The 19,580-nt window shown below is 36.4% G+C and carries 21 protein-coding genes; 19 read left to right on the top strand and 2 right to left on the bottom strand.

Translation table 11 applies throughout. From position 1 onward, the window contains the following. Window positions 1-35: 35 nt before the first annotated feature. Window positions 36-284, bottom strand: a complete 249-nt coding sequence (locus ACHABW_RS18425) for a ferredoxin (protein WP_110935211.1) — start codon at window positions 282-284, stop codon at window positions 36-38. Between the two features lie 472 nt (window positions 285-756). Here ACHABW_RS18425 and ACHABW_RS18420 point away from each other — a divergent pair, with 472 nt between their 5' ends. From ACHABW_RS18420 to ACHABW_RS18380, 9 genes are all read left to right on the top strand, one after another. Beyond that, complete coding sequence (locus ACHABW_RS18420) at window positions 757-1,626, top strand: helix-turn-helix domain-containing protein (RefSeq protein ID WP_435757422.1); 870 nt, start codon at window positions 757-759, stop codon at window positions 1,624-1,626. Further along, window positions 1,623-3,161 (top strand): RecQ family ATP-dependent DNA helicase, encoded by a 1,539-nt coding sequence (locus ACHABW_RS18415; protein WP_435757420.1) that lies wholly within the window; start codon window positions 1,623-1,625, stop codon window positions 3,159-3,161. The genes ACHABW_RS18420 and ACHABW_RS18415 overlap by 4 nt, the downstream gene beginning before the upstream one ends. Then, a complete protein-coding gene (locus ACHABW_RS18410) occupies window positions 3,151-3,726 on the top strand; it encodes a lysostaphin resistance A-like protein (RefSeq protein WP_435757418.1) in 576 nt (191 codons plus the stop codon). Before ACHABW_RS18415 ends, ACHABW_RS18410 begins: the two co-directional genes overlap by 11 nt. 142 nt (window positions 3,727-3,868) lie before the next feature. After that, entirely contained in the window at window positions 3,869-4,129 is a 261-nt protein-coding gene (locus ACHABW_RS18405) for a hypothetical protein (protein WP_435757416.1), read from the top strand. Between the two features lie 80 nt (window positions 4,130-4,209). Further along, window positions 4,210-4,623: a DUF2663 family protein gene (locus ACHABW_RS18400; RefSeq protein WP_110935216.1), complete on the top strand. Its 414-nt coding sequence runs from the start codon at window positions 4,210-4,212 to the stop codon at window positions 4,621-4,623. Window positions 4,624-4,883: 260 nt separating this feature from the next. Further along, on the top strand, window positions 4,884-5,786 hold the full coding sequence (locus tag ACHABW_RS18395) for a MerR family transcriptional regulator (protein WP_435757414.1): 903 nt from the start codon (window positions 4,884-4,886) through the stop codon (window positions 5,784-5,786). 121 nt (window positions 5,787-5,907) lie between these two features. Then, window positions 5,908-6,495 (top strand): adaptor protein MecA, encoded by a 588-nt coding sequence (locus ACHABW_RS18390; protein WP_435757412.1) that lies wholly within the window; start codon window positions 5,908-5,910, stop codon window positions 6,493-6,495. A gap of 205 nt (window positions 6,496-6,700) precedes the next feature. Further along, window positions 6,701-7,996 carry a Glu/Leu/Phe/Val family dehydrogenase gene (locus ACHABW_RS18385; protein ID WP_110935219.1) on the top strand — a complete coding sequence of 432 codons (1,296 nt, stop codon included), beginning with the start codon at window positions 6,701-6,703 and terminating at the stop codon, window positions 7,994-7,996. Between the two features lie 160 nt (window positions 7,997-8,156). Then, window positions 8,157-9,146, top strand: coding sequence for a YpdA family putative bacillithiol disulfide reductase (locus tag ACHABW_RS18380; protein WP_435757410.1), 990 nt, complete (start codon window positions 8,157-8,159; stop codon window positions 9,144-9,146). A 234-nt stretch (window positions 9,147-9,380) separates the two neighbouring features. Here the strand turns inward: ACHABW_RS18380 and ACHABW_RS18375 are convergent, their stop codons facing one another. Then, window positions 9,381-10,349 (bottom strand): asparaginase, encoded by a 969-nt coding sequence (locus ACHABW_RS18375; RefSeq protein ID WP_435757408.1) that lies wholly within the window; start codon window positions 10,347-10,349, stop codon window positions 9,381-9,383. 133 nt (window positions 10,350-10,482) lie between these two features. On the opposite strand from ACHABW_RS18375, the gene prsW reads away from it, so the two are divergent. The 10 genes from prsW to ACHABW_RS18325 form a co-directional block, all read left to right on the top strand. Beyond that, window positions 10,483-11,154, top strand: a complete 672-nt coding sequence (gene prsW / locus ACHABW_RS18370) for a glutamic-type intramembrane protease PrsW (protein WP_110935222.1) — start codon at window positions 10,483-10,485, stop codon at window positions 11,152-11,154. Between the two features lie 115 nt (window positions 11,155-11,269). Continuing rightward, on the top strand, window positions 11,270-11,437 hold the full coding sequence (locus tag ACHABW_RS18365) for a hypothetical protein (RefSeq protein ID WP_223292219.1): 168 nt from the start codon (window positions 11,270-11,272) through the stop codon (window positions 11,435-11,437). A gap of 282 nt (window positions 11,438-11,719) precedes the next feature. After that, the gene (gene sleB, locus ACHABW_RS18360; RefSeq protein ID WP_435757405.1) at window positions 11,720-12,739 is read left to right on the top strand and encodes a spore cortex-lytic enzyme; all 1,020 of its coding nucleotides are present in this window, start codon (window positions 11,720-11,722) and stop codon (window positions 12,737-12,739) included. A gap of 18 nt (window positions 12,740-12,757) precedes the next feature. After that, window positions 12,758-14,104 (top strand): germination protein YpeB, encoded by a 1,347-nt coding sequence (ypeB, locus tag ACHABW_RS18355; RefSeq protein ID WP_435757403.1) that lies wholly within the window; start codon window positions 12,758-12,760, stop codon window positions 14,102-14,104. A gap of 357 nt (window positions 14,105-14,461) precedes the next feature. Beyond that, window positions 14,462-15,127, top strand: a complete 666-nt coding sequence (locus ACHABW_RS18350; protein ID WP_435757401.1) for a flagellar brake protein — start codon at window positions 14,462-14,464, stop codon at window positions 15,125-15,127. A gap of 118 nt (window positions 15,128-15,245) precedes the next feature. Further along, window positions 15,246-15,929 carry a (d)CMP kinase gene (cmk, locus tag ACHABW_RS18345; protein WP_110935226.1) on the top strand — a complete coding sequence of 228 codons (684 nt, stop codon included), beginning with the start codon at window positions 15,246-15,248 and terminating at the stop codon, window positions 15,927-15,929. Next, window positions 15,919-16,506 (top strand): lysophospholipid acyltransferase family protein, encoded by a 588-nt coding sequence (locus ACHABW_RS18340; RefSeq protein ID WP_110935227.1) that lies wholly within the window; start codon window positions 15,919-15,921, stop codon window positions 16,504-16,506. The genes cmk and ACHABW_RS18340 overlap by 11 nt, the downstream gene beginning before the upstream one ends. A 157-nt stretch (window positions 16,507-16,663) precedes the next feature. Further along, window positions 16,664-17,821, top strand: a complete 1,158-nt coding sequence (gene rpsA, locus ACHABW_RS18335; RefSeq protein ID WP_435757398.1) for a 30S ribosomal protein S1 — start codon at window positions 16,664-16,666, stop codon at window positions 17,819-17,821. Between the two features lie 139 nt (window positions 17,822-17,960). Beyond that, on the top strand, window positions 17,961-19,013 hold the full coding sequence (gene fni, locus ACHABW_RS18330; RefSeq protein WP_435757396.1) for a type 2 isopentenyl-diphosphate Delta-isomerase: 1,053 nt from the start codon (window positions 17,961-17,963) through the stop codon (window positions 19,011-19,013). A gap of 235 nt (window positions 19,014-19,248) precedes the next feature. After that, on the top strand, window positions 19,249-19,580 hold a 332-nt coding region (locus ACHABW_RS18325; protein ID WP_435757394.1), incomplete at its 3' end, for a YphA family membrane protein.

Here is a 19,580-nt window from a genome sequence, read left to right as displayed (position 1 = left end):
AAACCACCGGAAATATAACGGTGGTTTTTAAAAACTTATTCAAACTTCAAAGCATCTCCATCAAATGATTCGTCAGCAATTTTAATGGAGTCTGTTGGACAGCCGTCAAGTGCGTCTTCCATATCTTCATGAAGTTCTTCTGGAACCTCTTTAGTTCCTTCATTATCATCTAGAATAACAAATGCAATTCCATCATCATCATAATCATAGATATCTGGAGCAGCCGCGCCACATGCACCACATGCTATGCAAGTGTCTTTGTCTACAATAGTAAACTTTGCCATAAGGAAATACCTCCCATAAATATATAATATCGAATCCCTATATAATGCTTGGATCATTTTATAAAGGGTTACATTTCAAGAACAACTCTCTAGGGTGAAAATTATTCTTATCTTTTCATTGTAAAGGTAATGACATGACATTTCAATAGTTAAAAATAAGCTCTAACACTTAAATGATAGGCTTTTTTTGGATCGGATGTGGAATAAAACTGAACTATCACTTCGTCTAAAAACAACATTTAATAAAAATTAGTACCGAAAGGAGGACATTAAAATAAATTTTCTACAGTATATTCTTTTATTAGCCGTGTATCGGATGCAAGGAGAAAAAACATTAAATGGTGTAATACATCTATTAAAGGGAAAGAGATCAGCACAGACTATTCAAGATATTTCCTTGTTTCAATGTGAAGATATTACAGCTTCCCTTAAAAGGTATTCATTCCAAGAACTCAAAAACTTGAGCCAGCAAATGAAAAATAAAAATATGCTTGAAGAGTGTTCTCTTAACACAGTTTCATTAACTGCTGAAGGATGCCTTAAATTAAAAGAGCTATCCGCGGTTTATCATTTCCCAACGGAATTTAACGGTTTGAAATACGAATGGAATCATGTGGCTGCTTCATTCTGGGAAGACTTATCTTTACTTGTTCAAACCGTATCTCATTTAAAGGATAATAATTATCGATTCCTTCCCGTGTCGGTAAAGAAGCAATCCCAGCAACAAGTAAAACAATTATTGAAAACCAATGGATCAATTGTTGATATAGGACAAGCTTTGGTAAAAGATTTAAAACAAATACTACATTTATCTTCAGATCAAAAAGCAAATTTATTTGTGAAAAAATTGACATCCAGCCAACGAACCGGTCGTACTTATTCCCAATTGTCGATGCCTTTTCAACAAGATCCGCACTATACCGAAATTATATTTTGGGCTATTGTACATCAGATTATTACTAAGGTTAGTCAAACGCCAGAAGAATATTCTATCCTTCCCATATTGTTGCCGTTGGAAATGAAGGAACAGCTGGTTACAGATACTGCAAGAAAAACAAAAGAGCATTTAGATAAAGGGTTGGATCTGCAGAGGATTGCCTATGCTAGAGGATTAAAGATAAGTACGATAGAAGATCATATTGTTGAATTATCCATTCATGATCCTGGTTTTAACACAAACGTTTTTATAACGGAGGAAGCGAAACTGCTCATTCAACAAACGGCTGATTTGTTACAAACAACCAGACTGAAACCAATAAAAGACAATCTTGGGGATAGATTTTCCTACTTTCAGATTCGAGTAGCATTATCGCAAAAACTGAAAGGGGTTGTAAGAACTTGAGCAATTTAGATGCTACATTAAAAAATTTATTTGGTTTTGATACCTTCCGGGAAGGTCAACGAGAAATTATCGAAGCTGTAATGAATCAGCAGGATGTTTTAGCTATCCTTCCAACAGGTAGAGGGAAAACGCTGTGTTATCATTTACCGTCGTTAATTCTCGGAGGTTTGACGCTCGTTATTTCTCCCTTAGTTTCATTAATGGAGGATCAGGTCACCCAGATGAAGGCTAGTGGGAATAAAAGAGTAGCTCATTTGAGTAGTTTGCTTAATCAACAAGAAAAACAAGATCTTATGATGGGATTGGGCGACCTAGATTTATTATTCCTCTCCCCTGAAATGGCATCCCTTCCGTTTGTGAAACAAGCTCTCGTAAGACAAAAAATAACTTTATTTGTTATTGATGAAGCTCATTGTATCTCACACTGGGGACATGAATTCCGCACAGATTATTTACGCTTGAACAGCCTTCGAAGTTCACTAGGAAATCCATCTTGCCTGGCGTTGACTGCTACGGCAACACCACTCGTGGAAAAGGATATTCGGGAGCAACTAAAAATGGAAAACGAAGTAGTTATACGTTATCCAGTTAATCGAGAGAATATTTATATTGGAATCGAAGAAGTAGCAAGTGTTCAAGAAAAACATGCGCTGCTAATTGCTAGAATAAATCAAGTTGAAACACCGGCTATTATTTATACGGGTACAAGGCAGGAGACGGAAAGGATTGCTGACCTCTTGAAAAAAGAAACAAATTTCGAAAGTTCCTTTTATCACGGAGGGCTGACAAAAGAAGATCGATTGCTAATCCAACATCAATTTATTCATGATGAGCTAGATATTATCTGCTGTACGAATGCTTTTGGAATGGGGATTAATAAGTCTAATGTGAGAACGGTTATACACTTACACTTACCTTCATCTATAGAGCAATATGTGCAAGAGATAGGAAGAGCAGGTAGAGACCAATCACAAAGTACCGCTTTACTAATTTATCAGCCTGAAGATCAGCTATTACCTCTTTCTTTTATTGAGAACGAATTTCCTGATGATGATTTACTCAATTACTTATCCGATGAAAGTGATTTTTCTCATTATTCTTTAGAGGAGTTACGCAACTTTTATCAATTAGACGATAACAGCTACAGAATGTTGCATTATTACCTCGATCAGGAAAATTTGATTGAGGAAGGAAACTTGCAACTAAATGAGCAACAACAGCATGTTATTAAGAAATTACGTGTTAAGTTTCAAACAAGAAAAAAAGAGAAAATTCTACAATTAGAGAGAATAAAATCTTTTGTTTTATCTCGGACGTGCTTGCGTAGGTATGTGTCCCATTATTTTGAAGAAGAAATCTTGGTTTTACCAGAATTCTGCTGTTCTCAATGTCAACTGACAGAAACGTATTTAAAGGAAATAGATAGTATTAATTACAACGTGAGATCAGAAAGGTCGATTCACAAGGAAAGTGATTGGTCGAAAGAGTTAGAGAACATGTTGATCACAAACGCTGGAGGTCTTTATGGGAAATAAACAGAGTGAACTCATAAAGACACTCACAGATAAAGAGCTGTTACAAAATCTGTATTTAACTCAAATGACAATATTAGTGATTGGCATTGTCATTAGTAAATGGCTAACAGGGAGATGGTTTAGCCCTTTGGATAACATTCATTTCCAAATAGAACACATCTTAATGGGTTTTGTTATTGGTTTGTCAGTCGTTTTTTTAGAATTAATTTTATATAAAATTTTGCCTAGTTCTTGGTTTGATGATGGTGGAATTAATTCACGGATATTCTTAAAAAGGTCTCCCTTGCATATTTTAGTACTTACAGTTGTCATTGCTTTTAGCGAGGAATTTTTATTTCGCGGGGTTCTACAAACAAACTTTGGTTTATGGATTGCATCATTTTTATTTGCAATTATTCATATACGCTATTTGTCTAATCTATTTTTATTTTCTTTTACTGTATTACTAAGCATTTCACTGGGTTTTTTATATTATTTTACAGACAATCTATTAACAGTTATTGTTGCACATTTTACAATTGATTTTATACTTGGATTAATGATCAGATACTCGAAAATAAAATAGCACATAAATTCTAAGAAAAACGGCATAGCCGTCTTTTATTAATTCTTAGCTTTTAAATGAAAAATGCTTATTCCGGAATGAAGCGTATAATGATACTCTTATGATAGATGTAGAGGAATGGATTAAAGAGGTGATTTTAGTTGTGAAGAATCATACAAGTGAAAAAGAGTTGGAAAATCAATCGCATGAAGACGATACATCCGCAACTTTGGACGTTCAGGAATTTCCGCCAAGAAGTGAAGCACATCGTCGCAAAGATAAACAGAAATCACGCGTGCAAAAGAAAAAAAAGAAAAAAAAGAAAAAAATGATAAGATTTCCTTTAGTTCGAATCTTATTGATTTTATTTTTATTTTTAGTAGCTGCAATGGTTACATACCCTATATGGATTCAAAGGCTTTAATTTGATTCGTGATAATAGTTGAATCAATGATGCTATATTTCTCTCCTTCTTCATATGCTTAGATAGAAAGGAGAGAGTTTATGTTGGATTCATTAAATAAAAATCAATCAATGGAAGTATATCTTGTTAATGCGATAATAAAAGCTAAGGAAAAAGAAACGAAGGCACAAAAAAAACTTGTACGAGCCGGGGTCTATCTCCTTGGTATTTTAGGATTATCGGTAGTATATTTGTATGTTAGATGGATGGATACCTACTATGTTTCTCAATTAATTGCTGATCCTATTATATTAGTGTTCATCTTGGCTATTGGATTAATGTTTGTTAATCTAAACAATAAAAAATTTTCATTCGAAAAGGCAGAAAGTGATTTTGATCGATTGAAAGAAGATCTGATTGATCGTTCATATGATATTTGGAGCACTAAAGAAAAGCAAACAGAAGTATATAAAAGATTAAAAGAAGAACATGATATTAATCTTTTTCATAAATAATTTTGGGTTGTGTCAAAGGTCTGCAGACTTTCTGACACAATCTTTTTTGGTATTATTTTTTAGGCGGACAATGCTTCTGACTCTTCGGAGTAGTATTTAGCTTGTTTTAGAAACCAAGTTCAAGTTTTTGATCAAGGATGAAATATCGGGGAACCATTTTCGTTACCTGTACAAACATTGTACGGGTTTTACACAATAATTAGAATAACGTATACTTGATATTATTATCTTTATACTTAGAACGAAGTAGGTGAACGGATTTGGAAGATCAGGCAGGTAAATACAACATAAAAGCTGTTTCTAAATTGCTTGGCATCCATCCTGGTACGTTGAGAGCCTGGGAAAGAAGGTATCAACTTATTCAACCTGTCAGAAATGATGCCGGGCATCGTTTGTATACAGATGAACAATTAAAAGTACTAAAATGGATTATTAATAAAGTAGATAATGGATTTACGATCAGCCAAGCAGTCGAATTATTGGACAAGCATGACTATCAGGAAGTTATGGAGGAAGAGACGGCTAATTATAATCAAATCGGAAAATTAAAAAAAGATTTACTGTCATCATTACTTAAATTTAATGAAACAAAAAGTAATGAGCTTCTAGATCAAGCTTTTGGTGTGTTTTCCACTGAAAAAGTTGTTATTAACATTCTTGGAGGGATCTTAGCAGACGTCGGTGACAAATGGGAAAAAAAAGAAATAACTACAGCGCATGAACATTTCGTGACTTCTTTTTTACGGACGAAAATTGGTATGGTTTTTCACAATTTACCTGTTAATGGTCTGTTACCTAAAGTTATCTGCGTTTGCGGACCAGAAGAGCGACATGAAATAGGATTACTTATATTTACATTTTTCTTGAAGCGTAGAGGGTATGAGACCATTTATCTTGGTTCAGGAATTCCTGAAGATGATGTATTTCTGGTTGTTAATGAAGTCGAGCCGAAAATGATTATCATCTCTTGCACAATGAGTGAATATTTAAAAAATACGATGCAGCTTGCTGAAAACCTCCATAATCATTTTCCGTATCTTTCTGTAGGTGTTGGAGGACATGCAATAAAAGGTCTCTATACCACAGATGATTTAAAATATAATTCATTTTTTGTTGGAGATTCTGAAGAGGAATGGACAAAGTGGTTAAAAGAAAAGCTATGAACTTCAAACTTTGTATAAACCCTATGGAACCCTTTCTTTATGAATAACATACTTTATCATAATCACGATAAGAGAGAGGACCTCTTTTCTGAAAAAGGAACAGAATGAGGGAGGGTGTTCGATGCGTCTTGAGAGATTAGCTTATGATAAAATGAAAATATTTCTAACGTATGATGATCTCGATCAACGTGGGATTTCAACAGAGAATACATGGTTTGATACCCCAGTTATTGACGAAGTTTTTCGGGATATGATTACAGAGGCAAGTGTAAAGCTCGATTTTGATCCAGATGGTCCTATTGTTGTGGAAGTATACTCTGTTCCTAGTCAGGGAATTGTTATTATTGTCACTAAAACAGAAGAACTAGTGGAAGATCACGATGATATTAGTATGGAATGGGATATTACAAGTGCTGTTCCTAGTACTGATCCATTTATTTATCGTTTTGAGAGCCTGGATGATGTCATTCATCTTGCAGTTGAACTAAGCAGAAACAATGTTCAGGAAGGCCAGTTATATTGCTATAAAAACAACTATTATTTATTATTTCCTACCGAGATTTATTCTACTGATGAAATATTATATTACGAACCAATGATTCAAGAATATGGGAACCGTACCACTTGTACGAAAGCTCTTCTTGAGGCGTATGGAAATCCAATTATCGTTAAAAATGCAGTCAAAGATTTAATTAAATATTTTTGCTGAAACCCATTTTGAATGGGTTTTTTTCTAATTAGAACATAGACTATACATTCATTGGTTAAACGTGAGGGTGCTCTGAAATGTATCTGAGAAAATATAAAGTATATGGAAAGAAAAGTGGAATTATAGCCATAACTTCTTTATAGTTAGAGGTAGATAGAGCAACTGAAAAGTTCATAAACTATGGAGATCTGCAGAGGTGATATCAATGGAAGGAAGCGAAAAGGTGGAAAATACAGAGAAGAACGTAAAGGAAGCCAAAAAGTCCAGCCAAAATGTATTGCAATCAACCCAAATTGTTATTAAACAAGCCTTAGAAAAACTCGGTTATTCTGACGAGGTTTACGAGTTGATGAAAGAACCCCTTAGAATGATGACTGTAAGAATTCCAATTAGAATGGATGACGATTCAATTAAAATATTTACTGGGTATCGTGCCCAGCATAACGATGCTGTTGGACCAACTAAGGGAGGCGTAAGATTTCATCCGGATGTTTCAGAAACTGAAGTGAAAGCTTTATCGATATGGATGAGCTTGAAAGCCGGGATTATGGATTTACCTTACGGTGGTGGTAAGGGCGGGATCGTATGTGATCCAAGAGAAATGTCATTCCGTGAAATTGAACGTTTAAGTCGGGGATATGTTCGTGCAATTAGCCAAATCGTAGGCCCTACTAAAGATATCCCGGCACCAGATGTGTTTACAAATTCACAAATAATGGCTTGGATGATGGATGAATATAGTCGTATGAAGGAGTTTGATTCTCCTGGCTTTATCACCGGAAAACCTCTTGTTCTTGGAGGATCTCACGGTAGGGAGTCTGCCACAGCAAAAGGTGTTACGATATGCATTCGAGAAGCAGCCAAAAAAAAGGGCGTTAACTTAGAAGGGGCGAGAATTGTTATCCAAGGTTTCGGGAATGCGGGAAGTTTTTTAGCTAAATTCATGCATGATTCAGGAGCTAAAGTGGTAGGTATTTCCGATGTATATGGTGGTTTATACGATCCAGAAGGACTTGATATAGATTATTTATTAGATCGGCGTGACAGCTTTGGTACGGTATCCAAACTGTTCAAAGATACGGTTACAAATAAAGAACTATTAGAATTAGATTGTGACATATTAGTTCCTGCTGCCATAGAAAATCAAATTACAGAAGAAAATGCGCATAAAATTAAAGCTAACATTGTTGTGGAAGCGGCCAATGGACCAACGACAATGGAAGCAACCAAGATACTAAATGATCGTGGAGTTTTACTAGTTCCTGATGTATTAGCCAGTGCAGGTGGAGTTACGGTGTCTTATTTTGAATGGGTGCAAAATAACCAAGGATTTTATTGGGAAGAAGAAGAAGTAGCGATTAAGCTGGAAAAAGTAATGGTAAGTTCTTTTGATAATGTTTACCGTGTCGCAACCACTCGAAATGTGGACATGCGATTAGCTTCATATATGGTAGGCGTGAGAAAAATGGCTGAAGCGAGCAGGTTTAGAGGCTGGATTTAATCTATTATCAATGATAGAAAACGAGCGGTAGTTTTGTAAGGTTTTTTCAGTAGGTTATTGATTAATTAGAACAGGACGATACCATCTTTTTAAATAAATTCAGATGGAATCCCTTATGTTTGTGGGGATTCTTTTTGATTCGTGAAATGAGGTTGCTAACATGAGGCAGGAAGATATTATTATTGTAGGTGCGGGACCTTGTGGATTATCCGCGGCCATTGAATTACAAAAAAAAGGTTTTAACCCTTTAGTCATTGAACGTGGCAATATTGTTCATTCATTATACAAATATCCGACCCATCAACAGTTTTTTAGTGCGAGTGAAAAATTGTCTATTGGTGGCATTCCTTTCTACAGTACTGAAAGAAAGCCAAAACGAAACGAGGCCCTCGTATATTACAGGCAGGTAGTTAAAGATAAAAAAGTTAGAATTAATGCGTATGAAGAAGTTATTTCTGTAGATCCACAAGAAAACAACTCATTTATATTAGAGACAAAAGAAAGATCCGGTAAAACAAAAAAATACATATCCAAGTATATTGTTATTGCAACGGGCTACTATGACTCGCCGAATTTCATGGGTATACATGGCGAGGAAAAACCACACGTATATCATTATTTTCATGAAGCACATCCATTTTTCGATCAGGATGTGGCTGTTATAGGTGGGAAGAATTCGGCGATTGATGCTGCTCTGGAACTGGAAAAGGCAGGTGCCAGAGTACATGTTTATTATCGTGGGGAAGAGTATTCTAAGAGTATCAAGCCGTGGATTTTACCAGAATTTGCATCATTGGTGAAAAACAAATTGATTAGTATGCATTTTAATACAGAAATTATGGAGATAAAAGATGATACGATTGTTTCAAAAAGCGGGACATCAATCGAAACGCACAATGCTGATTTTGTTTTTGCAATGACAGGTTACCATCCTGACCATGCTTTTATCCGTGGAATAGGTGTTATGATTGATGAGGAAACAGGGCGTCCGGAGTTTGACGCTTCGTCGATGGAAACAAATGTAAATAATATTTTTATAGCCGGAGTTATTGCAGCTGGAAACAATGCCAATGAAATTTTTATAGAAAATGGCAGACATCACGGAGAAATCATCGCGGATTACCTAGTAGAGAAAAAAACATCAATATAGGTAGGTGGAAGAAGAGAGGTTTATGCTACCGAACAGAGGGGCTCGAATCCGCTCTAGGCGGACGCTTTCCGCGGGCAGTGCTTCAGCCTCCTCGGGAAAGTTCGTCCTTGCGGAGTCGCCGCCTTTGCTACTTCGAGCTTTTTAAACCCTATGGTTAAGAAAGCAGTTCTTTTGCTTTAAATAAGACGCTACATGTTTTTCTTAATAAGCTTCATCAAAACGCTAGTATTTTGATTATAGATCAAAGGAAGAATGAAGAGACTTTGTTTCTGATGAGCTTTCCAAGGCTACCATTAACTTTATTCGAGCTTTTTGTCCACTTAGTCCATTGGTGAAAATGACCCCAATATCTTTCAAGTGTTTTCCTCCCCCTTTATATCCGTAAACATCTTGAACGATTCCATTAAAACAGCGGGAAACTAAAACAACAGGAATATTATTTTGAACAAGTTTTTCGATTGCAGATACAAGCTCAGGTGGAACATTGCCTTGACCAAGTGCTTCAATGACAAGGCCGTCCATATGAATATTACATATTGCATCAAAGACTTCTTTTTCCATCCCTGCGACTGCTTTTACAAGTAAAACTTTTTTAGACATTTTTTCAACGGGAAAAGTCTCTTGTTTTGTTGGTGATTGGTGAAATTGTACGTGACGCTTCGTAACAATACCAATTGGTCCATACTGTGGACTTTGAAAGGTTGCAATATTACTTGTGTGAGTTTTAGTAACGTTTTTAGCTGTATGGATTTCATCATTAAGTACAACTAGAACCCCTTTATCGTGAGCTTGATCACTCATTGCAGTTCTAACGGATGACAAAAGGTTATAAGGGCCATCTGAGCCAAGCTCATTACTGGATCTCATTGCCCCAGTTACTACTACTGGAACCGAGGAGATCACCGTTAAATCTAAAAGGTATGCTGTTTCTTCTAATGTATCGGTGCCGTGAGTTATAACAACTCCGTCAAATGCTTCATTTATCACTCTTTCATCAATTCTTTTGGCTAACGAAAGCATATTTCCGATCGTCATATGAGGAGAAGGAACATTTAAAAAGTCTTCAACAGAAATTGAAACGTTTTCCATTTTCATGATTGTGTCGTGAAGGGGGTTATTAGAATTTGGTTTCACTTCTCCTGTTTGAACGTCTTCGCTCATAGCAATCGTACCACCTGTATGTAAAATAAGTATCTTTTTCATTTTAGTCCTCCTTTAAGTATGATTTGAATCACAAGGTTATTATTGCATTATGCGTAAACTTTTTCTACTATAGTAGTAGTTAATAAAAAATGTCCGTGGCAATATTTAATTTTACAGGGGAAGGAAATTTGCTATGCTTTCGATTATAACAGTGGCAATCACTCCTGCTATAGCACTTTTAATCTTTTTTTATTTAAAAGATGAATTTGAACAAGAACCTGTTTTGATGGTTATACGCTGTTTTATTTTTGGGGCACTTTTAGTGTTCCCTGTGATGTTCATTCAATTTGTCATAACGGAAGAAACTACTTTTAATTCTTCTCTTTTAATTACTTTTTTTCAAGTTGCTTTTGTAGAAGAATTCATTAAATGGTTTATTGTTCTTGTTGCAGTTTTTTACCATGTGCATTTTAACCAACGGTATGATGGAATTGTTTATTCCACTGCTGTAGCGTTAGGATTTGCATCGATTGAGAATATTCTCTTTATATTAGCTAATGGGCTAGATACTGCATTTTACCGTGCAATTTTTCCAGTTACAAGTCACGCATTATTCGGAGTTGTAATGGGCTATTATTTTGGTAAAGCGAAGTTTCATATAAATAAACGAAACAGGTATTTATTTCTAGCTTTATTCATTCCTATAGTGTTACATGGGTTTTATAATTTGATTTTGGCCAGCCTTAATCACTGGATATATGCTTTAGCTCCGTTTATGGTTTGTTTATGGATTGTAGCTTTAAGGAATATTAAAAAAGCAAATCAGAATCAAGCTCTTCACATTATTAAAGATGTTACAGGCTAAAGGACTCGAATTCTTGAATCTACCCCCTCTTTCGTTGTATAGTGATATTTAATAACTTTTTAAACACGTTATAATGGAAAAAACGAGAATGGATGTTGAAAAAGGAGTGATCTTTTTGCCTGAAACGAAACATAGGTATAAGGTAACAATTCGTTGTCAAGAATGCGGAGAGAAATATATCCTTCGCGGACGACCTAATGAATTAGGCGGTTTTGACACGGGATTTAAACGTTGTGTCTGCGGAAATGAAACTAAAATTGATTTAGATGTTACACCTGAATAAAGAAAAAATACAAGGCGATTGCGCCTTGTATTTTTTTTGTTTAACTATCTTTTAATAGTAGTATTCTCTACCATCAAATTAAGATCCAAGTGATATCCCATGGAGCAATTGCTCGAGGCGACTTATGGATCGACACGGAAAGTAAGCAGTAATTCTTCAATCTTCTGTGATAACTATTCAAATTTTTAGAAACAAGGATTTAGAATAAAATCGTAACTTTAGATAAAACTAGATGTATTCCAAATAATTGTGATATACGAGCATCATAGAAGGAGGATTTAGATGAAGTGGTATAAAGGTAAAACGATCCAACAACTCTTGTTTTATATTACTTTCGTATGTTTGTTTACTATGGCTCTGCCAGTTGACACAGATGCTTTTTCAGATCAAGTGGTTCAAAAAGGCGCTACAGGTGAAGATGTCGTTGAGCTTCAAGCCAGGCTTCAATACAACGGCTATTACGAGGGAGATATCGATGGTGTTTTTGGGTGGGGGACCTATTGGTCAGTACGTAACTTCCAAGAAAAATTTGAATTAGAGGTAGATGGTTTAGTAGGACAAAAAATGAAAGGTATGCTTGAAAAAGCTACAGAGTTTGATAAGGAATTTGTACATCGGATGTTAAGGGAAGGAAGGGAGTTTACTTATTATGGAGGCGTAGATAAGAACATACAAAAAGGACCTAAAGGCGGTAAGGAGAAAGCAGATCCTAAACCAAAAAAAGATACACAGGAATCGAAGCAACCAGCTAAAGAAAAGGCACCAGATAAGGCACCTGATCAGGCAGCACCAGAACCTCCAGCAGAAGCGGAAACGCCTGAAGAAGGAACACCAACGCGTTATCCAGGTGAAGATATTCCGGATGAAACACCGGCTCCTGAGGAAGCAATCCCACAGGAAGATGATGGGGTTAGTATTCAAAAAGCAGTAAACGTTCCAGAGGGTTATTCAGATAATGACATCAACATCATGGCTCAGGCGGTACATGGTGAAGCTAGAGGAGAACCTCACGTCGGAAAAGTAGCTGTAGCGTCGGTAATTTTAAATCGTGTACAAAGCCCAACATTCCCAAATACTGTTACAGACGTCATTTTTGAACCAAGGGCATTTACAGCCGTTGCAGACGGTCAAATTTGGTTGACACCTAATGAAGATGCTAAAAAAGCGGTCTTAGATGCTATAAATGGGCAAGATCCAACTGGAGATGCACTTTATTATTTTAACCCGGATACAGCTACTTCAGCATGGATATGGGGGAGACCACAAATAAAACGGATCGGCAAGCACGTATTTTGCGAATAATTAAAGTGAGGTGAGAATATGATACGCAATATTTTAATAGGTGTTTTAGCTGCCGGTGTTATTGGCACTGGAGTCTGGGGCTATAATGAACATCAAGAAAAAGAGGCCTTGGTGATACAAGGGGAAAATACGTACCAAAGAGCTTTTCATGACTTAACCTACCGAGTGGACTTAATACATGACGAACTCGGTTCTACACTTGCAATGAATTCAAAGGAAAGATTATCTCCATCTTTATCAGAGGTTTGGAAGATTACTTCGGAAGCGCAAAATGATATTGGACAATTTCCATTGGTTCTTTCCTCATTCAGTAAAACCGAAGAATTTTTATATAAACTGGGGGAATTTTCTTACCGCCATGCGGTTAGGGACTTTGACGAAGAACCATTGACAGAAGATGAATATGAGAATTTAAAAACACTATATAGTCAATCAAAAGATATACAAACTGAAATGAGAAACGTTCAATCAAAAGTTTTAAAAGATGATGTTCGTTGGATGGATATTAATGACCAATTGCAAGCTCAAGACGAGCCGTTGGATAACTCTATCATAGATGGATTTCACATCATCGATGAAAAAGTAGGGGCGTTCTCAGAAGTTGATTTTGGTGCAGGCGATAGTCATCTATCATCAAATGCAAAAGAAATTGCTGAAAATTTAAGTGGTGAAGAGATAAATGAAGAAGAAGCAAGAGATAAGGCTGCGAAGTTTCTAGGCTTAGGAAATAAAGGTAACATAGATATAGAAATGGCTGGTGAAGGTCTGGAATATGAGGCCTATACCGTAACTGTTCCGGATGAGAAGCATGATACTACGACGACAATGGACATTACGAAAAAAGGTGGTCATGCAGTTTGGATGCTCAACGAAAGAGATGTTGAAGAACAAAAGATTAGTTTAAATGAGGCATCAGAAAAAGCAAAAGCCTTTTTAGAAAGAAACGAATACGACAGCATGCAATTGGTCGACAGTAAACAATATGACAATATTGGTGTCTTTGAGTTTGTTGTATTAAAAGACGATGTAAGAATCTATTCAGATGGGATTATATTAGAAGTTGCACTTGATCAAGGCGACGTAATTGGTTTTGAAGCTTTTCCATATTTAGCTAATTATAAAAAAGACCGAGACTTAGAAGTTACCCTGACTCAGGAAGAGGCGGAGGAAAATCTAAATCCTCACTTGGATGTGAAGGAGCATCATCTCGGAGTGATTGAAAATCAATTAGAGGAAGAAGTTTTATGCCATGAGTTTTATGGGGTCATTGATCAAGATACTTACCGAATTTTTATCAATGCAAAAAATGGACGCGAAGAGGGAGTCCAGAAAATGCAAAACCCTGAACGAATTTTCAAGGGCTGAACAACTTTATAAAAGAAAACTATCCATATTATTAAACTTAACCGTTAGGAGTAAAACTCTTAACGGTTTTTTCTTGCAAGGTATCTTTAAGCCACGTGCATCTAGAGAAATCAGCCCTCCTTTCTAGCAGCACCTAAACGAAATTACAGAGGTGTTACTCGGGGTGACAAAAGCTCACGCTGTATATAATAAAAGACGGTGCGTGTTTTTTAAAACTAATGTTTCTAATCGATTACACGATTTGTGTCTGAATTTGATATAATTAAGTAGTAATAGAGCAAGAGATGCAGGAGAATTATTTTTAGTATAGAATGTTACATATCGTGAAGTAAATTGAACAAGGGGAGGAAGGTTCATTTGATTAAAATAGGCAATACGATAAATCTTGAATTAAATGATCCAGAGAGTGGAAAAAAAGTTTTTAAAAGTAAAATTTTAGATGCTGAAACAGACAAAATATATATAGACTTCCCTGTAGAGAAAAACTTTCACAAAGCAAGTTTCTTTTTTGAAGGTACACAATTTAGAGTTTGGATACAAGGCAATGATCAGGCTATTTACATGTTTGATACAGAAGTTCTCGGTAAATCTAATGGGAAGGTACCGATGCTGATGTTAAGCGATCCAGGGAAGGATCACTATATACGAATTCAACGTCGCCAACATTTCCGTGTAGACGCGTCTATAGATGTTGCCGTCCATTCTATGAGGGGGGAATTTCAAGCTTTTACTACCGTTAGTGTTGATTTGAGTGGTGGTGGAATGGCATTGATTCTTCCTAAAGAACCAACGTTACAGCCGGATCAAAAAATAAATACCTGGCTTTCCCTTCATCATCAGTCAGGAACCATTGAGTATGTTCCAGTGGTTGCTTCCTTTATACGTGCGATTGAATCTTCTGGACGTTTAAAAGGAATGTTTCAGTTTAGTGAAATAGAAGATACAGAAAGACAAAAAATTGTTCAATTTTGCTATGAAAAGCAGCTTGAAATGAAGAAAAAAGAAAAAATTTCTAATACGTAATCCAAGAAACTATTTTAAAGAAGGTTTTGGAATAAATAGACCGTTCCCATGTAAATGTGATAATATATGGGGTATATTAACAACATAATTTGTAGTAGTGCTAGAAAGGAAATACAGTATGAATAAAAGAATAAACATAGCTATTGATGGTCCAGCAGGAGCAGGGAAAAGTACCGTTGCTAAAATGGTTGCTGAAGAGATTTCCTTCATTTATGTTGACACGGGAGCAATGTACCGTGCACTTACTTGGTACGCTCTGCAAAATGATTGTAACGTAGATGATGAGCCGGGATTAGTGAATCTCCTTAAAAAAACGGACATTCAACTAATAAATCAAGGCGGCGTCCTGCATATATATTTAAATAAACAAGATGTCACCGAAGAAATTCGTTCTTCGGAAGTTACCGGTCAGGTTTCCTATGTAGCAAAGCATGGAGAAATTCGAAAAGAAATGGTAGCAAAACAGCAGCAACTTGCTTTGGCAGGAGGAACTGTTATGGATGGTCGTGATATAGGAACTGCTGTATTGCCTCACGCAGAACTGAAAATATTTTTAACGGCTACCGTAGAAGAGCGAGCTACACGAAGGCATGAGGAGCTGGTTTCTAAAGGAATTAAATCTGACTATTTATCTTTGAAAAAGCAAATAGCTCAAAGAGATAAATTAGATTCAGAAAGAGAAGTAGCCCCTTTGAAAAAAGCATCAGATGCAATAGAAATTGATTCGACATCGATGACCATAAATGAGGTTGTTGAAGCAATAAATGCCCTTATTGATAAGGGGGATTATAATGTGGAGTAGATTACACGATTTCGGTAAATTTATTTGCAGAGTCTATTTTCGTCTTTTTTACCGTGTACTCATTATAGATAAGGATAAGATTCCAGAAAATTCCGGAGTTTTATTGTGCAGTAATCATATTCATTATTTAGATCCACCACTAGTAGGTGCATTTATTAATAGACAGACGAGATTTATGGCGAAAGCAGAATTGTTTGATGCTCCAATTTTAAAGAGTTTATTACCAAAATTGGGAGCCTTTCCTATTCGCAGGGGTGGAAGCGACAGACAAGCATTAAGAACTGGCTTAAAGCTTTTAAAAGAAGAAGAACTAATCGGCGTATTTCCAGAAGGTACAAGAAGTAAAACAAGTGAACTAGGTGAAGGTTTGGCAGGAGTTGGATTTTTTGCACTTCGATCTCAAGCCTATGTTGTACCATGTGCGGTTATTGGTAGCTATAAGTTATTTTCTACTTTAAAGGTTGTATACGGTGATCCCATAAATATGAGTATACTTAGGGAACAAAAAGCATCTCCAGAAGAAGCAACAAAAGAAATTATGAATGGTATTCAATCATTACTAGACCAATCACGATAAACGTGTGGATAACGGAGAAGAGGTTTCAGCTAGAAGCCTGAACCTTAGGTCTTTCTCTTATGACAAACAGGTAATTTCTTTCACTTATGTGAAAGATGATCATAAATAGCATTTATGGACCCGTATTGTTGATCGGGATTTAGGGAGGTTAATGTCAATGGTAGAAGAAATGAATAATGAGATGGTTGAGTTCAAAACTTTGTCAGTAGGTGATTTGACAAAGGGAACAGTCGCTAAAGTAGAGGAGAAACAAGCGTTTATTAATGTAGGGTATAAAATGGATGGCGTTTTGCCTATCAGTGAACTTTCCAGCCTGCATGTTGAAAAAGTGAGTGATGTTCTTAAGGAAGGCGAAGAGCATGATTTCAAAGTAATAAAGCTAACGGAAGATGAACTACTTTTATCCAAACGAGCAGTTTTAGCTGAAAAAGCATGGGATGAAATGGCAGAACGCTTGGAATCAGGAGATATATTTGAAGCAGAAGTTGCTGATGTAGTAAAAGGCGGTTTAGTAGTTGATGTTGGGGTACGTGGTTTTATTCCGGCTTCTCTCGTCGAACGACATTATGTGGAAGATTTTTCGGATTATCGCGGTAAATCTCTCCGATTAAAAGTTATTGAAATGGATCGCGAAAGAAATAAATTAATTTTATCTCAACGTGCTGTAATTGATGAAGAAGTAACCGAAAAGAAAAAGCAAACCCTTTCTTCTGTAAAAGAAGGAGAAGTAATTGAAGGAACCGTGCAAAGACTCACTGACTTTGGGGTGTTTGTTGATATCGGTGGTGTGGATGGATTAGTTCACATTTCTCAAATGGCACATCATCATGTAGAATCTCCATCAGAAATAGTGAGCGAGGGCGATACAATAAAAGTGAAGGTGCTAGGTGTTGACCCAGATAACGAAAGAATATCTCTGTCCATCAAAGAAACACAACCTGGACCATGGGAGCTAGTTGCTAATGAAATTAAGCAAGGTGATATTGTGGAAGGAACGGTGAAACGCTTAGTAGCATTTGGTGCGTTTGTTGAAGTTTCTCCTGGAGTCGAAGGACTGGTACACATCTCACAAATAGCAAACCGCCATATTGGTACGCCTGGTGAAGTATTAAAAGAAGGAGAAAAGGTTTCAGCGAAGGTTCTTGATGTGAATACAGTCGAGAAACGGGTTTCATTAAGTATTCGGATACTTGAGGAAGAACAAGAAGAAAAAATGGAAGCTGAAGCTAAAAAAGAATATCAAAAGCATAATGACAATTCAGGCTTTTCCTTCGGAGATGTCATTGGTGACCAGTTAGATAAATATAAAAAATAATACTTAGCGATCAGAACCAGGCTGCACCAAGGCTTTTTTTAGCCTTAACTTGAGATGAGTCGTGCAGGCACGAGCATTTTATTTGGAGCTAAGAAAGTCACTTAAATTCTAATTGTTTTTGAAGATTGAAGGTGGAAATATGAGTCGTTCCAAACGTAAGCTTGATCATATAGAACATGCTCTTAGTACTGGACAGAGCAGAGGCACAGGATTAGATGATATACGATTTATACATCAAAGTTTCCCAAATATTAGTGTTGATGAGGTATCACTGTCAACTGAAATCGGCGAGCTATCTACGAGTTCGCCGATTTTTATCAATGCTATGACCGGTGGCGGGGGATCAGCAACAGAGAAAATAAATCGAGAGTTAGCTCAATTAGCCAATATGTTTCATATACCAATGGCAGTTGGATCACAAATGGCTGCCATTAAAGATAAGACAGAACAGCAATCATACAAAGTCGTCAGGCAACAAAATCCCACCGGAATAATCTTTGCAAATCTTGGAAGTGAAGCAAGTGTTGATCAGGCAAAATTTTGTGTAGATTTGTTAGAAGCTGATGCTTTGCAAATTCATATGAATGTGATTCAAGAGTTGGTTATGCCTGAAGGGGATCGGAACTTTACAGGAGCTTTGAGAAGAATTGAGCAAATTTCTAATCAAATTGAAGTTCCGGTTATTGTAAAAGAGGTTGGTTTCGGGATGAGCCGAGAAACCGCTCAGCAATTGAAGGAAATTGGTGTATCGATAATTGATGTTGGTGGTTTAGGAGGTACAAACTTTTCTTTGATTGAGAATGCTAGAAGAGATGATCCTATGACTAGCTTTGATAATTGGGGAATACCCACCGCTGTATCGATTGCAGAGGTCAAGTCTATAGAAAAGCCTGGTGCCATTTTGGCTTCAGGAGGCATTCAAAATGCACATGATATTGCAAAAGTAATTGCTCTTGGTGCCGAATCCGCTGGTATGGCGGGAAATGTTTTAAAATGGATAAGAGATGATGGTATTGATCGAACGATCGTTCATGTGGAATCAATGCTTAAGGAGCTGCGTTTTATTATGACTGCTCTAGGTGTTCGTTCGATTCAGGAACTTCAGAAAAGCTCTATTCTTATTTCCGGCCGCACAAAAGAGTGGCTTGTTGAACGGAGAATTGATACAACTACATATGCAAATCGAAGGTAATGTCTGAGGGGTTGAAAAAGTCAATGTATACTTTTTTAGTCCCTCAATATCATGCTGTTGTTGGATTGTCCCCCGATATTATGCGGTCAGCTTATGTGAACTAAATGCACGTTGACCATCTTCTTACGCTTTCCTGCTGGTTTTTCACTCTAAAGGATAAATGACCACCTAATCTTAGGTTTAGATCTGTATTTTTTCGGTGAAACTGCTCTTAAAAGAAAGGAGCAGGGAAGACATGGACGGAATATTGTTTTATTGGATCGGCTGGATGTATATTATAACTGTTTCATTTTTATTAGATGGCAAGTATCCTAGAATGTATTTGGTGACTATTGGATTTGTTACGATTATTTTATCTACAATAACTTACGGTAATCATTTATTCGAATGGAATTTTGCGTATCTTCCGTTTTTGTTCATCTGTTTAGGCAGAATTAAATACTTAACTGCAGTCCAAATAATTTATGGATATGGCTTAAGTGCAATCATAACTATTTGGTTTTTAACGATTCATCGGCTAACTTTTCTTGAACCAGTATGGCTGTTCACTGAACCCGAATGGATTAT

Origin of the sequence: Salipaludibacillus sp. CF4.18 (assembly GCF_051262595.1) — a bacterium.
GTDB lineage: Bacteria > Bacillota > Bacilli > Bacillales > Salisediminibacteriaceae > Salipaludibacillus > Salipaludibacillus neizhouensis.
Note: the sequence above shows the minus strand (reverse complement) of the source record. Positions and strands in the feature narration are given on the sequence as shown.

Coding starts and splice junctions, on each gene's coding strand:
- ACHABW_RS18385 (WP_110935219.1), top strand. CDS start 6,701: ATGGAAGGAAGCGAAAAGGTGGAAAATACAGAGAAGAACGTAAAGGAA.
- ACHABW_RS18390 (WP_435757412.1), top strand. CDS start 5,908: ATGCGTCTTGAGAGATTAGCTTATGATAAAATGAAAATATTTCTAACG.
- ACHABW_RS18380 (WP_435757410.1), top strand. CDS start 8,157: ATGAGGCAGGAAGATATTATTATTGTAGGTGCGGGACCTTGTGGATTA.
- ACHABW_RS18425 (WP_110935211.1), bottom strand. CDS start 284: ATGGCAAAGTTTACTATTGTAGACAAAGACACTTGCATAGCATGTGGT.
- sleB (WP_435757405.1), top strand. CDS start 11,720: ATGAAGTGGTATAAAGGTAAAACGATCCAACAACTCTTGTTTTATATT.
- cmk (WP_110935226.1), top strand. CDS start 15,246: ATGAATAAAAGAATAAACATAGCTATTGATGGTCCAGCAGGAGCAGGG.
- rpsA (WP_435757398.1), top strand. CDS start 16,664: ATGGTAGAAGAAATGAATAATGAGATGGTTGAGTTCAAAACTTTGTCA.
- fni (WP_435757396.1), top strand. CDS start 17,961: ATGAGTCGTTCCAAACGTAAGCTTGATCATATAGAACATGCTCTTAGT.
- prsW (WP_110935222.1), top strand. CDS start 10,483: ATGCTTTCGATTATAACAGTGGCAATCACTCCTGCTATAGCACTTTTA.
- ACHABW_RS18410 (WP_435757418.1), top strand. CDS start 3,151: ATGGGAAATAAACAGAGTGAACTCATAAAGACACTCACAGATAAAGAG.
- ACHABW_RS18400 (WP_110935216.1), top strand. CDS start 4,210: ATGTTGGATTCATTAAATAAAAATCAATCAATGGAAGTATATCTTGTT.
- ACHABW_RS18420 (WP_435757422.1), top strand. CDS start 757: ATGAAAAATAAAAATATGCTTGAAGAGTGTTCTCTTAACACAGTTTCA.
- ACHABW_RS18375 (WP_435757408.1), bottom strand. CDS start 10,349: ATGAAAAAGATACTTATTTTACATACAGGTGGTACGATTGCTATGAGC.
- ypeB (WP_435757403.1), top strand. CDS start 12,758: ATGATACGCAATATTTTAATAGGTGTTTTAGCTGCCGGTGTTATTGGC.
- ACHABW_RS18340 (WP_110935227.1), top strand. CDS start 15,919: ATGTGGAGTAGATTACACGATTTCGGTAAATTTATTTGCAGAGTCTAT.